Source organism: Pseudomonas gingeri (assembly GCF_013385635.1).
Classification (GTDB): Bacteria; Pseudomonadota; Gammaproteobacteria; order Pseudomonadales; family Pseudomonadaceae; genus Aquipseudomonas; species Aquipseudomonas gingeri_A.
In genome coordinates this window covers 358,704-372,428 of record NZ_JACAPR010000012.1, presented here as the reverse complement: position 1 = coordinate 372,428, position 13,725 = coordinate 358,704, and the positions used below count along the sequence as shown (strand labels likewise).

Genomic DNA, 13,725 nt, shown 5'->3' with positions numbered 1-13,725 from the left:
CATGTCGAATGCAGTGACTCATGCTGGACACGCCCATGGTCATGACCATGGGCACGATGACCATCACCACGACTCGGGCGAGATGACCGTATTCGGTTTCTGGCTCTACCTGATGACCGACTGCATCCTGTTTGCGTCGATCTTCGCAGCGTACGCGGTACTGGTTAACAACGTAGCGGGTGGCCCGTCGGGCCACGACATCTTCGAACTGCCTTACGTGCTGGGCGAAACCGCCTGCCTGTTGCTCAGCTCGATCACCTACGGCTTCGCCATGCTGGCGTTGTTCAAGGGCAAGAAAAGCCAGGTACTGGGCTGGTTGGCGATCACCTTCCTGTTCGGCCTGGGCTTCATCGGCATGGAAATCAACGAATTCCACAAGCTGATCGAAGAAGGCTACGGCCCTAACCGCAGCGGCTTCCTGTCCGGGTTCTTCACCCTGGTCGGGACCCACGGTGTGCACGTCACCAGTGGCCTGATCTGGATGGCCGTGATGATGTACCAGGTCTGGAAAAACGGCCTGACGCCGACCAACATCACTCGCCTGAGCTGCCTGAGCCTGTTCTGGCACTTCCTGGACGTCGTGTGGATCTGCGTATTCACCGTTGTTTACCTGATGGGGACTCTGTAAATGGCTAATGCACACCATTCCAGTGATGCCAACCACGGCAGCGTAAAGTCGTACATGATCGGTTTTGTCCTGTCGATCATCCTGACTGCCATCCCGTTCGGCCTGGTGATGTACCCGTCGCTGCCGAAGGCCGCGACCCTGTGGATCGTGCTGATCTTCGCCGTGATCCAGGTGCTGGTGCACCTGGTGTACTTCCTGCACCTGGACCGTTCCGCCGCGCAGCGTAACAACGTGATTGCGTTTATCTTCGCGGCGCTGGTGATCGTCCTGCTGGTAGGCCTGTCACTGTGGATCATGTTCAGCATCCACGCCGTCATGATGGCGAAGTGAGGTAGACCCGATGTCGCTCAAGCACTTTATCCAAATCACCAAACCGGGGATCATTTTCGGTAACGTGCTTTCTGTGGCGGGTGGCTTCTTCCTGGCCTCCAAGGGGCATGTCGATCTGGCCATCTTCCTGGCGGCCATGATCGGCACTTCGCTGGTGGTGGCGTCCGGTTGCGTGTTCAACAACTGCATCGACCGCGACATCGACCTGAAGATGGAACGCACCAAGAACCGGGTGCTGGTCCAGGGGCTTATCTCCCTGAAACTGGCCCTGGTCTACGCGACCGTCCTCGGCGTCGCCGGCGTGGCTCTGCTATACCGCGTCGCCAACCCGTTGGCGGCGCTGTTCGCGGTGATCGGCTTTGTCATCTACGTCGGCTTCTACAGCCTGTACTTCAAGCGCAAGTCGGTTCACGGCACGCTGATCGGCAGTCTGTCGGGGGCGATGCCTCCGGTGATCGGCTACGTGGCGGTGAGCAACAGCTTCGACATGGCTGCACTGACGCTGCTGGTGATGTTCAGCTTGTGGCAGATGCCGCATTCCTACGCGATCGCGATCTTCCGCTTCAACGACTACCTGGCCGCATCGATTCCGGTGTTGCCGGTGAAGCGCGGGATCCTGGTGGCCAAGAAGCACATCCTGCTCTACATCCTGGCCTTCCTCGGCGCGACGTTGATGCTGACGTTCAGCGGTTATGCCGGCATGAGCTACCTCGCGGTGGCCGCGGCCATGGGCATGTACTGGTTGTACATGGCCTGGACCGGCTACAAGGCGGTGGATGACACGGTCTGGGCACGCAAGCTGTTCGTGTTCTCGATCTTCACCATTACCGCGCTGAGCGTGATGATGTCCCTGGACTTCAAGGTGCCGACCGAGTTGTTGCTGACTTACGCGCACTGAGTGACCCGTCAGACGAAAAAGCCCCGCCTTCGGAAGAAGCGCGGGGCTTTTTTTCGCCTGTCTTCGTGGTGAGACACAAACTTGTGGGAGCCGGCTGGCCGGCGATGACGCCCGGACAGGCAGTGCAAGGCTTGAAGGCCTCTTCGCTGGCAAGCCAGCTCCTACACAAGCCAGCTCCTACGCAGGGCATGGTGGCAACGATATTGTGTGGTGAGGCGCGATCTTGTGGGAGCCGGCTTGCCGGCGATGGCGCCCGGGCAGGCAGTGCAAGGCTTGAAGGCCTCATCGCTGGCAAGCCAGCGCCTACACAAGCCAGATCCTGCATGGATTGTGACACTCAGCTATCCAGCAGGCGCATGAACCTCTCCCGCACACGTGGGTCATCGCTATGGGCGACGTTGAACCGCAGGAAGCTCACCGCATCGTCGGCCGTGCTCAACAGGGTTCCAGGGGCCAGCACGATGTCATTCTCCAGGCCCTTGCGCGCCAGTGTCTCGGCGTTCATCCCGGCGGGCAGGCGGGTCCAGAGAAACAGGCCCTCGCCCGGACAGGATGACAACGCGCAGCCCGCTTCTGCCAGCCATTGCGCGACCCGGTCGTTCGACTCGTACAAACGGTCGACCAGCCGCCGCGCATGCTTGGTGTAGCTGCCGTCGCTGAGCATCCGGTAGGTCATCTGCTCGGCCAGCTCCGAAGTCACGCCGCCGCTCATCATCTTCAGGGCGATCATCCGCGCCGCCAGTTCCGGCGTCAGCACGGCATAACTGACCCGGCTGTTGGCGCTCAGGGTCTTGGTGAAACCCGAGACATAGCTGATGTTTTCCAGCCCGCCGGCCGCCGCCAGCCGCGGTGTGCGCTTCTGCTGGATATCGCAGTACAGGTCGTCTTCGACGATATGGAAACCGTAGCGGTGACTCAACTCCAGCAAGCGATACACCTGGGCTGGCGAGAACGAATGCCCGGTGGGGTTATGCAGGGTGGTGTTGGTCAGGTAAAGCACCGGCCGGTGGCTGTCGAGCAGTTGTTCGAGCCGGGTGAAATCCACGCCTTCGCAGTCGCGGGCGATGCTGATCACCTTGGCGCCATGGAGCAACAGGTTCGAACGCAGGTTGAAGTAGCACGGATCGTCCAGCAGCACCGTATCGCCGGGCTTGATCAGCAGGCGCATCAGCATGTCGATGGCCTGCACGGTGTTGGCGGTGGTCACAATCTGCTCCACCGGGACCTCGATGCCGAAGGTCGCCAGTTTCACCCGCAGGGCCTGGCGCAACGGCAGATAGCCGGCGGGGACACCGGCCTCGCCCATGCGCAGGGTGGTGGAGCGCAGGGTGCCGCGCGCGGCCTTGAGCAGTTCTTCGCCGGGCAACCAGGACGAGGGCAGGAAACCACAGCCGGGCCGTAGGGCACCGTTGTCCAGCAGCAGGGCACGGCGCACCACGCTGAGGGTGTCCTGGGGCAGCAGATCACGGCCGACACCGGCATGCGCCGCCGCGCTGAGACGGGTGACATAGTGCCCCGAACCTTGGCGCGAGGCGACCAGGCCCTTGGCCCGCAGGCGGTCCAGGGCCTCGACCACCGTCGACTTGCCCACCCCCATCAGTTCCGACAGTTCACGGATCGGCGGCAACTTGGCGCCGTGCTGCAGGCCACCCTGGCTGATGGCCGCGGTGAAGCGCTCGACGATCTGCTGTACCAGTGGCGCGCCGGATTCGAACTCGATAGCGGCGATCACGGCTCTTTGCGCCTGCATTTTACTGGTCATCCGAGCAATAAAGTTCGGAGGATTCTAGTCTAACTTGCTCTGATCAAGAAGACCTCCGCTCACTAGTATCGACGCCATCGCCCTGTGCATCGTTCTGATCGAAGAGGTTTTCCATGAGTGTTGAAACAACTGCCGGTATTGCCAAGCCGGCCGTTAACGTCCGGCTGTTCGTCATCCGGATCATTACCGCCGTATCGCTGTTCGCGGTTCTGGGCAAGGCCAACGTCTGGCTCGACACCGCGACCAACAGTATTCTCGCCCTGGGTTACCGCGCGCTGCTGTTGCTCTTGCCTTTGACGCTGCTGTTCCTCGGCCGCCGCTCCCTCAGCGTCACGCTGCTGTGTGCCACGGCCGGCCTGGTGCTGCTGGCACTGACCAAGGACCAGGGCATCGTCATGTTCGGCGCGGCGCTGTTCGCCTACGGGATTGCCATCGCCGGGTACCTGATCAAGAGCGAGGCGGCGCAGACCAAGGAAGGCGCGGCCTACAATCGTGTGGCGATGAACATGGGCAGCCTGATCGCCGGCCTGATCCTGCTGTCGCCGCAGCTGACCCCGACCCTGTTTTTCCTCGGCGCCGCCGGCTTCGTGCTGATGTGCCTGCCGGTCGCCATGGGCGCGACCCTGCAACTGCCGACCATTTCCTCGCCTTCGAAGGCCCAGGGCGGTTCCGGCTGGCTGGGCAAGCTGCCGTGGGTGATCGCCGGGATCATCATGGGCATCAAGCTGTTCGGGGTGTTCTCGATCCTGCCCCAGGCGATCCTGCGGGAAACCGGCGAACTGCCGTCGTGGTACGGCCTGATGCTGATCCTCAACAGCGCCGTGGTGGTGTTCCTGCAAGTGCCGGTCATGCGCGTGATCGAACTGACCGGCCGTTTCAAGATATTTGCCGTGATCGGCATCATCTTCGCCGGGTTCCTCGTGCTGTCCTCGCCGGCCGCCTTCCATGTGGAAACCCTGATCGGCGCATTCATCTGGGTCACCCTGCTGTCCATCGCCGAATGTGCGTTCAGCTACCTGGACTACTTCTCCGTGAAGCAGAACAGCATGTTCGCCAAGGAAGTGTCCCTGGGGGTCGGCGCCGGCCTGACCGTGCTGCTCATGCGGGCGCTGCCCGACCCTTATAACGCCTATGTCCTGGGGGTGATCGGTGCCCTGGGGATCCTGGCCTGGTACTACCTCAATCGCAGGCTCAACGCACCGCTGCATGACTGAGCCCATGGCAGGCGTCCGCGCAAAGAGTGCGTAACAAGAAGGGGATATCCGATATGAGTACAAAACCCTGTGTGATCGTGGTCGGCTACAACGGCAACCGCGTCCGTGACATCGGCAAGCTGCGCGAGCTGTGCCGGTCGCTCTACCAGGCGACGCTGATCCTGCTGGTGGAAAAGGTCCAGCTGGAAGACTACGAAGTGGCGGACTACGTCTGGACCACTTCCCTGGCCGTGGAAAACCTCGATGCGGCGCTGAACGCGGTGTCCAGTTGCCTGGCGGCCGATGAGTGGGACCTGATCGGCGTGTTGCCGTTTTCCGATCGCGGGGTATTGCTCGGTGCCGGCCTGGCGACGCGCCATGGCTTGCCGGGCATCACGCCCGAGCAGGCCCGGGCCGGCCTGGACAAGGAAATCTTCCGTCAACTGGAGGCCGCGGCGCCGACCTCGCCGGCGAGTTATCAACCGGTGTTTTCCTGCCGGGTCGAGAACCTCGACGAACTGCGCCAGCGGGTCGCGGCGCTCGGCGGCAAGGCCTTTATCAAGCCGGCCTGCGAAGGTGCCAGCCGGGGTTGCCGGGTGATCCACTCGCCGGCCGAATGCGAAGAGGCCTGGGTGGGTCTGGAGCAATACCGGGCGGGCGGCATCATTGTCGAAGAACTGGTACAGGAGGCTCGGGAATACAGCTGGGACTGCGTGGCGGGGCGTTCCTGGGTGACCGAGAAGACCACCACCGAAGGGGCTTATCGCGCCGAAATCCAGCAGGTCGTTCCCGCGCCATTGACGGGGACGGCACTGACGGCCATCGCTTCGGCGGGCGAGCACATGCGCCAACTGGTCTCCCTGGACAATGGCGCCTATCACAACGAGGTCTTCTTCAAGCAGGACGGCATGACCTCGGCCGTGGAAACCAATATGCGTCCGGCGGGCATGCATATCTGGGACCTGGCCCGTAAAGCCTTCGCTACATTTGATCCCTGGGAGAGCTGGGTGCGCTGGGCGGTCGAAGGGCGCATGGCCCAGGTCGAGCCGGTCGCGCAGGGCTACTGCGGGATCCGCCTGGTGAGCGCGCCGGCCCACGGCACCTTGCAGCAGCTGCCGGATATCCAGGCCTTGGCCGCCAGCCTGGGTATCGAGGTGATCGAGGGCTGCTACAGCAAGGACGTGGGTGACCGGGTGTCGGCCCTGGTGACCGACAACACCTCGTTCATCGGCCACGTGATTCTCTTCAACCCCGACTACCCGACGCTCAGCCAGCAACTGCTGCAACTGACGCAGGCCATCGAGTCGGCGATCGTGGTTTCGCAGTTCGAGCCGGTACGGCACCTCGAAGAGGCACTGTCGTGAACCCCGAACCGCCCTGGCCTGACGCGTTGCTACCGGTGCTTGCCCATCCACAGAAGGAAGTCATGTTGATGTCGTGTGATGAACGTTTTATCGCCATTGCCCAGGAACTGGGTTATGACATCTACGGCGAAAACACCGCCGGAGGTCATTACTCGCCGGTGATCCGCCTGCATGACCAGGTCTACGTCAGCGGCCTGGTGCCGATGATGAGCGGCAGGGTGATCCTGCCCGGGCGCGTCGGTGCCAACCTGAGCCTGACCGAAGGGCAGAAAGCCGCGCGCATCAGTGCGATGCGCGGGCTGGCGCTGATCCTGCAGACCATCGGTTCGCTGGATCGCATAAAGACCCTGGTGCGGGTGACGGTCTACGTCAAGTCGACGGAAGACTTTCCCGAGCTGAGCGAAGTCGCCAATGGCGCTTCGGATGTGCTCCATCGGGTGCTGGGCGATGCCGGCCGGCATACCCGGACGACCATCGGCGTGTATCAATTGCCGAAGAATGCCGCCATTGAAGTCGATATCATTGCCGCGGTTAGCGAAGGGGCGTTGCGCCAGCTATAAATTCAATGTCTGTGTGGCGAGAACGGTACGCCGCACGAAAAAAATGGAACGACACATGGATACCTTCAAGGGCAGCTTTTTCACCTATCAGGATTTCCGCAACAGCCTGCAAGGGTCATCACCCAAGCCTCAGGTCTGGAAAGGCTCGGACCTGGCGAGCCTGCAACGGGACATGCAGCCCAGCGATACCGATATTGTCGCGCTGTCGAGCGAGTCGAGCATCGGCGGTTGCGAAATCCTGCCCGGCACCGTGATCTCGATGCAGTGGCTGAACCCGGGGACCACCCTGAATGGGCATGCCCATACCTGGTGGCACCTGTTCATCATCCAGTCGGGCCGGGGCGAGTTGACCCTGGGCGATGCCGAGGCGGTAGCGGTCGGCAGTGGCGACGTGATCGTGGTGCCGGCCTGGAACCCGCATGGTTTCGTCAATGGCTCCGTGGACGAGCCGTTGGTGATGCTCAATATCAGCAACATGCCGCAGGTGGCGGCACTGTCGAATTTCGCTGATCAGAACGGGCGGATCGGCGTGGTGAAGTAACCCGTCGCGATCTCTCCCCGCCGATGTTCCTGTCAGGGAGCCAACGTTCGTTGGCTCCCTGATTGCATTTCTGCTGCCGGTTTTTGTGCCTGGTACTTTCCTGCTGCCTCACCTTCGCCTGCTCCAGGGCAATCGGCTGCCTGATGCTACCGATGTATCCGCTTGTCCGTGGGCCATCTGTATCGATGCAAACAGGCATTTTCTGTATCTATCGAAGGGGCTTGCAGTTATCTACGATCCTTTCCGTAGATAACAGCGCTGAATCAATTTGAGTGATGGGCAGTCCGGCATATTGCTGCGCATTGTCCTGTTGTCTATCTGTCAGGCAGTTTTTGCAGTCGAAACATTCGATTGAAACTATTCAACTATTTGAATCTGGAAAGGAACATCCTGTGGCTGATCAATCATTAACCCTGTATGTCGGCGCGGACTTTGTCAGTGCCTTTGCGTTGTCGGCATTTGTTGCCTTGAAAGAAAAGGAACTGCCGTTTGATATTGTCACCGTCGATCTCAAGCAACGGGACAACTACTTGCCGGCTTATCGCGACCTGTCGCTGACCTGCAAGGTGCCGACCCTGGTCCATGACGGTTTTGCCCTGACCGAGTCCTCGGCCATCGCCGAATACCTCGACGAGGCCTTTGCCCATGCCGGTCATAAACAGGTTCTGCCCCGTGGCCTGCAGGAACGTGCCCGCGCTCGTCAACTGCAGGCCTGGTTGCGCAGCGACCTGCTGGTGATTCGCCAGGAGCGTCCGGCCGACCTGATCTATTTCGGCAAGAAAGACCAACCCCTGTCCGATGGGGCAAAGGCTGCCGTAGAGCGCCTGTACCGGGTTGCCAGTACCTTCCTCGGCGACAGCGGCGGGCATCTGTTCGGTGACTGGAGCATTGCCGACACGGACCTGGCAATCATGCTCAATCGCCTGCTGGCCAATGGCGACGAGATGCCCGAGCACCTGGCGGCCTACGTACGTCGGCAATGGAGTCGCGACAGCGTCCAGGCCTGGGTCGGGCAAGAGCGTGTGGCGCCGTTGCCGGCGAAGTGAACACAGCCGTGATCGGTCCGTTGGGGACAATGATCGATTGACCGTGATGAATGATCGAAAAGATTCGAATAAGCACTGTATCGCTGTCAGTGGTTGATAACCATTACTGAACAAGACCGAACTTGCCGCGTTGAACAACGTTAAAGGCAACAGGCTTGCGTTTGTCTGTGATTGCTGAATAAACGCAGTGCGAAACAGTCCGGTTGAAAGCGATATGCAAGGTGAACTCATAACAGAATCGTCAGGAGCGCTGTCATGCAGGGAATGTCCGAACCACAGAAGTACAAGCCTTATAATTCACGCACTATTCGCGATACGGTGTATTGGCAGAAGTTGACCCCGGAGTTGCAGGAAGCAATGACGGTAGTGTCCAAGGTCATGCCGTTTCGTACCAACGATTATGTGCTCAGTACGTTGATCGACTGGAACAACATTCCGGACGATCCGATCTTCCGCATGACCTTTCCTCACCGCGACATGCTGCACGCGCATGAGTACGAGGCCCTGAAGGCGCTGATCGACGGCGATGACAGCGCGGCGGTCAAGCGTCAGGTCGAGGAGGTCTGGCAGCGGATGAACCCGCACCCGGCCGGCCAGTTGACCCACAACACCGTGACCCTGGATGGCAAGCCGTTGTCGGGTATCCAGCACAAGTACCGGGAAACCGTGCTGTTCTTTCCCGGCGCGGGCCAGACCTGCCACGCCTACTGCACCTTCTGCTTCCGCTGGGCCCAGTTCATCGGCGAGGAAGAACTCAAGTTCAACGCCCGTGAATCCCAGGAACTGGCGGCCTACCTGCGGGTACACACCGAGGTGACCGATGTACTGATCACCGGCGGCGACCCGTTGATCATGAACACCCGTTCCCTGGCCGAGTACATCGAGCCGTTGCTGGCGCCGGACATGGCGCACATCAAGAGCATCCGCCTGGGGACCAAGTCGGTGGCTTACTGGCCGCAGCGCTTTGTCACGGACAAGGACGCCGATGCCCTGATCGATCTGTTCAAGCGTGTGGTGGCGACCGGCAAGAACCTCTCGGTGATGGGGCACTACAACCATCCGGTGGAGATCAAGCAGGACATGGCCCGCCAGGCGATCCAGCGGATCCGCTCCTCCGGGGCGACCTTGCGGATCCAGGCGCCGTTGATTCGTCATATCAACGAAGACCCGGCCGACTGGGCGGCGCTGTGGACCGAAGGCGTGCGCCTCGGCGCCATTCCGTACTACTTCTTCGTCGAGCGCGATACCGGCCCCAGCCATTACTTCGCAATGCCGTTGCACCGTGCCTTCGAGATCTACCAGTCGGCCTATCGCACCGTCTCCGGGCTGGCGCGCACGGTCCGCGGGCCATCGATGAGCACCTTCTACGGCAAGGTGGTGATCAACGGGATCGAGACCGTCGGTGGCGAGAAAGTCTTCGTCCTGCAGTTTCTCCAGGCCCGTGATCCGCAGTGGGTATTGCGCACCTTCTACGCCAAGTTCGACCCGCAGGCGACCTGGTTCGACGAACTGGTCCCGGCCTTTGGCGAGGAATTCTTCTTCTTCCAGAACGAAAGCGTCGCGCCGCCGAAACTGATCCCTGTGGTGCTGGAAGCCGTTTGATCTCAACCTATTCGATGGAATGAACACCATGCTCTATCTGAATCCGCACACCGCCCGCCAGGTCTGCGCGCAGGCGGTCAAACGCCGCGGCGTGTCGGCCGAACACGCCAACTGGTTCGCCAATGCCCTGGTCGACACGTCGCTGATGGGCGTCGACACCCATGGCCTGCGCCTGCTGCCGCTGTACCTGCGGGAACTGGACGAAGGCCGCAGCCATGCGATGCCGAACATCAACGTGCAGCGTCGCAACGGCAACGTGATTATCCTCGACGCCGACCAGGCGCTCGGCACCGTGGCCGGCATGTACGCGGCCAGGCTGGCGGTGCAGGAGGCCCGCAACAGTGGTATCGCCGCGGTCGGCGTGGGTAACTCCAACCACTTCGGCGCCGCGTCGGTATACGGCCTGGAAATTGCCAACAGCGGCATGATCGGCATCGTCACCACCAGCGCCGCGGCACGCATGGCGCCGTTCAAGGGTAAGCAGCCGATGTTCGGGACCAACCCGATCTGCTTCGCCGCTCCGGCGGACGGCCAACCTTTCGTGCTCGACATGGCGACCAGCCAGATCTCCTATTCCCAGGTCAAACACTACCGCAAGCTCGGTCTGTCGCTGCCCCTGGGCTGGGCGCTGGACCAGGACGGCAACGACACCGCCGAACCGGATGAAGTGGTGTCGCTGTCACCGTTGGGCGGCTACAAGGGCCAGGGCCTGGCGATGATGGTCCAGGTGCTCAGTTGCCTGCTGACCGGCATGCCGCTGGATCACCAACTGGACCATCTGGACACCGGCTCCTTCAGCAAGGGACGGCAGATCGGCCACTTCATGATCGCCCTGGATATCGCCGCCTTCACCGACCTGGGCGGCTTCCAGAACAGCCTGGCCGGCCTGATGGAAACCATTCGCGCCACCCCGGCCCAGGCGGGCGAGCGTATCAGCGTGGCTGGCGATCCCCAGGCCCATACCCGGCGCAATCGCCTGATTGCCGGTATCCCGGCTTCCGAAGAAGAAGCCGGTGTCCTGATGGCCGAAGCCCGCCTCGGCGGACTGAATGTGGCCAGTGTCCTGATGAACACCGCGGAGGTGAGTGTATGAGCGGCCCGACAGCGATTCCTTTCGATCAGCGCGACGGTTATATCTGGCTCGACGGCGAGTTCGTCGAGTGGAAGGACGCGAAGATCCATGTCCTGACCCACGGGCTGCACTACGCCAGTACCGTCTACGAAGGCGAGCGGGTCTACGACGGGAAGATCTTCCAGTTGCGGGCGCACTCCGAGCGTTTGTACCGCTCCGCGCAGTTGATGGATTTCACCATCCCTTATGACCTGCAAACCCTGGAGGCCGCCAGCCATGCCTTGCTCGAACGCAACGGCGTGACCGATGGCTACCTGCGTCCGGTGGCCTGGCGCGGCAGCGAGATGATCTCGACCTCGGCGCGGTTCAACAGCGTGCACCTGGCGATTGCCTGCTGGCAATGGCCGAGCTACTTCGACCCGGCGGCGCGCATGGCCGGAATCAAGTTGAAGACCGCGACCTGGCGGCGTCCGCCACCGAGCAGCAGCCCGTTCGAGGCCAAGGCGTCGGGGCAGTACATGATCGCCACCCTGAGCAAGCACGATGCGGAAAACAGCGGCTACCACGATGCCCTGATGCTCGACTGGCGCGGCCATGTGGCCGAGGCCACCAGCGCGAATATTTTCTTCGTCAAGGGCCGGCAACTGCACACGCCGGTGCCGGACTGCTTCCTCAACGGCATCACCCGCCAGACCGTGATCCGGCTGGCCCGGGCGCTGGACTACGAGGTGATCGAGCGAACGCTGTTGCCTGATGATCTCGGTGATTTCGACGAGTGCTTCCTGACCGGTACGGCCGCCGAAATCACCCCGGTGCGCAGTATCGATGACCTCCAGTATGAGCCCGGCCGGGCCTGTCGCGACCTGATCGACGCCTATGCCGCCGCCGTCATCGCCTGACCAGACAAAAGGACTTTCGTCATGTTGGAAGAAACCCTTGTAAACGACCCAGCCGCGGCTGCGCGGTACGGTTTGAGCCATCACCGGCGTGAGCTGGCCGAGCAGGGCTGGACCCTGTTGCAGCCGGGTGAACTCAGCACCGACCTGTACGAGACGCTGGCGCCGTTCGGCCGGGTGATCCCGCAGTTCAACGGCCTGGACACCTTCGAAGTCACCCTGAAACCGGGCTTCGACGACCTGCCGTACTCCCAGAGCATGAACGGCATCGGTCCCCACACCGAGGCCCCGGTCTATGACCCGCCGCCGCGTTACCTGGTGCTGCACTGTCATCGCCAGGCGACCTGCGGTGGCGGGCATACACAATTGGCCGACGGCCTGGCCTTCCTCAAGACCCTGCCGGCCGACCTGCAGGCGTGGATCGAGGGCAACCCCGTCGCGTTCAACGCCACGGCCAAGCCCGGTGAAACCACCCGACGCGTGCTTGAGGAATACATCTTCAAACCTGCGGCCGACGGCGACATCTTCCGCTTTAGCTACAACCAGTTTCACTACGGCGATGTGAACCCGTCCCAGGAGGACCTGAGCGCTCCCGAAGGCCGCAACAGCGGCACACCCCTGGGGCGTATCGCGGCTTTGGGCGAGCAGTTCTTCCTGGAGCACTGCACGCCGTTGCTGATCCCCGATGGCTGCGTGCTGATCTGGGACAACTGGCGCCTGATGCATGCCCGCAGCCAGTACCGCGATCCCCAGCGGCACCTGACCCGCTACTGGCTCGCCTGACGCGCGAATGCGTCCCGCGGTTTTCCCCTTTGCACCCGCGCACGGACTCCGTGCGCGTCCTACAGGTATCACGTCATGCAACAAGCCATTGTCATCGCCAAGGTCGACCACAAGCTGGTCGTGCAACTCAACAAGGCCTGGACCAAGCGGGCGACCGTCTGCGCCGGCGACAAATTCCCGCTGACCGACGAGTTCGACCCGAGCAAGCCGGATTACCCGATCGCCATGGTCCCGTTCTTCCACCATCCGAAGTTCCAGGCGCTGAGCGAGGAACTGAAAAGTGCCGTGCTGACCTGGGGCTGGATCGGCTACAACCTGCGCACCGTCACCGCCGAGGAGTGCGTGGTCAATCCGGCCCTGAGCGTCATTGCCAACCAGTACCTGGGCAAGGACGACTGGCACTTTCGCGAAGCCATGCAGCAGACCCTGATCGACGAGCACTACCACACGCTCATGCACTTGCGGGCGATCCAGCGCAGCAAGGCCGATCGCAACCTCGAGCAGGACCTCGACCTGCCGCCCTCGGTCACCTACCTGCGCTTGCAGGCGCTGTGCGCGCAATTGCCCCATGCCTGGCAACGGGACCTGGCCGCGATCACCTTTGCGGTGGTTGCCGAGATCAGCGTCAACGCCTACCTGGACATGCTCGCCGACGACCAGAGCATCCAGCCGCAAAACCGTCGGGTCGCCGAGTTGCACAACCGTGACGAATACGCCCACAGCAAGGTGCTCGCCGAAGTAGCCAAGGTGATGTACGAGCACATGGACGCCGAACAGCGCCGCTTCTTCGTGCAGACCCTGCCCGAGGCGCTGAATGCCTTTGTCGCCCAGGACTATTCGATGTGGGAGGCGATCCTGGCGCAGCTCGGCGTGGCCGATGTCGACGTCATCATCGGCGACACCCGCGAGGCCAGTCGTGGCAGCGCGATCATGCGTGACTACAGCGGCCTGTATCGACTGGCCGAGGACCTGGGGATCACCGCCGACATGGACTTCGATTTCAGTTCCACCGTCAAGGCGGCGCCTGCCGCGCAACCGGCCTGAGGAGCG

14 protein-coding genes are annotated in these 13,725 nt (G+C 61.9%); 13 read left to right on the top strand and 1 reads right to left on the bottom strand.

The annotated features are described in order from the left end of the window. The first annotated feature begins 1 nt into the window (after position 1). Genes HX851_RS40430 through cyoE form a run of 3 tightly spaced genes read left to right on the top strand, consistent with a single transcriptional unit; the run spans position 2 to position 1,856 of the window. Positions 2 to 628, top strand: a complete 627-nt coding sequence (locus HX851_RS40430) for a cytochrome o ubiquinol oxidase subunit III (protein ID WP_042934322.1) — start codon at positions 2 to 4, stop codon at positions 626 to 628. Then, positions 629 to 958: a cytochrome o ubiquinol oxidase subunit IV gene (cyoD, locus tag HX851_RS40425; RefSeq protein ID WP_177062302.1), complete on the top strand. Its 330-nt coding sequence runs from the start codon at positions 629 to 631 to the stop codon at positions 956 to 958. Between the two features lie 10 nt (positions 959 to 968). Next, positions 969 to 1,856 (top strand): heme o synthase, encoded by an 888-nt coding sequence (gene cyoE, locus HX851_RS40420; protein WP_017123636.1) that lies wholly within the window; start codon positions 969 to 971, stop codon positions 1,854 to 1,856. 337 nt (positions 1,857 to 2,193) lie between these two features. Here cyoE and HX851_RS40415 read toward each other — a convergent pair whose 3' ends face one another. Beyond that, a complete protein-coding gene (locus tag HX851_RS40415; RefSeq protein ID WP_177062301.1) occupies positions 2,194 to 3,606 on the bottom strand; it encodes an aminotransferase-like domain-containing protein in 1,413 nt (470 codons plus the stop codon). Between the two features lie 125 nt (positions 3,607 to 3,731). Here HX851_RS40415 and HX851_RS40410 point away from each other — a divergent pair, with 125 nt between their 5' ends. From HX851_RS40410 to HX851_RS40365, 10 genes are all read left to right on the top strand, one after another. Next, positions 3,732 to 4,832, top strand: a complete 1,101-nt coding sequence (locus tag HX851_RS40410) for a hypothetical protein (RefSeq protein ID WP_177062300.1) — start codon at positions 3,732 to 3,734, stop codon at positions 4,830 to 4,832. 53 nt (positions 4,833 to 4,885) lie between these two features. Next, a complete protein-coding gene (locus tag HX851_RS40405) occupies positions 4,886 to 6,175 on the top strand; it encodes an ATP-grasp domain-containing protein (RefSeq protein WP_177062299.1) in 1,290 nt (429 codons plus the stop codon). Between the two features lie 68 nt (positions 6,176 to 6,243). Then, positions 6,244 to 6,735: a RidA family protein gene (locus tag HX851_RS40400; RefSeq protein WP_370590647.1), complete on the top strand. Its 492-nt coding sequence runs from the start codon at positions 6,244 to 6,246 to the stop codon at positions 6,733 to 6,735. Positions 6,736 to 6,790: 55 nt separating this feature from the next. Beyond that, complete coding sequence (locus tag HX851_RS40395) at positions 6,791 to 7,276, top strand: cupin domain-containing protein (protein WP_177062298.1); 486 nt, start codon at positions 6,791 to 6,793, stop codon at positions 7,274 to 7,276. A gap of 392 nt (positions 7,277 to 7,668) precedes the next feature. Continuing rightward, on the top strand, positions 7,669 to 8,322 hold the full coding sequence (gene yfcF, locus HX851_RS40390; protein WP_177062295.1) for a glutathione transferase: 654 nt from the start codon (positions 7,669 to 7,671) through the stop codon (positions 8,320 to 8,322). 255 nt (positions 8,323 to 8,577) lie between these two features. After that, on the top strand, positions 8,578 to 9,924 hold the full coding sequence (locus HX851_RS40385) for a KamA family radical SAM protein (protein WP_177065139.1): 1,347 nt from the start codon (positions 8,578 to 8,580) through the stop codon (positions 9,922 to 9,924). A gap of 28 nt (positions 9,925 to 9,952) precedes the next feature. Then, on the top strand, positions 9,953 to 11,017 hold the full coding sequence (locus HX851_RS40380; RefSeq protein WP_256262760.1) for an Ldh family oxidoreductase: 1,065 nt from the start codon (positions 9,953 to 9,955) through the stop codon (positions 11,015 to 11,017). Further along, positions 11,014 to 11,895 carry a branched-chain amino acid aminotransferase gene (locus HX851_RS40375; protein WP_177065143.1) on the top strand — a complete coding sequence of 294 codons (882 nt, stop codon included), beginning with the start codon at positions 11,014 to 11,016 and terminating at the stop codon, positions 11,893 to 11,895. Before HX851_RS40380 ends, HX851_RS40375 begins: the two co-directional genes overlap by 4 nt. Before the next feature lie 21 nt (positions 11,896 to 11,916). Beyond that, positions 11,917 to 12,675 carry a TauD/TfdA family dioxygenase gene (locus HX851_RS40370; RefSeq protein ID WP_177065152.1) on the top strand — a complete coding sequence of 253 codons (759 nt, stop codon included), beginning with the start codon at positions 11,917 to 11,919 and terminating at the stop codon, positions 12,673 to 12,675. 75 nt (positions 12,676 to 12,750) lie between these two features. Further along, positions 12,751 to 13,719 carry a diiron oxygenase gene (locus tag HX851_RS40365; RefSeq protein ID WP_177065154.1) on the top strand — a complete coding sequence of 323 codons (969 nt, stop codon included), beginning with the start codon at positions 12,751 to 12,753 and terminating at the stop codon, positions 13,717 to 13,719. Positions 13,720 to 13,725 lie beyond the last annotated feature (6 nt).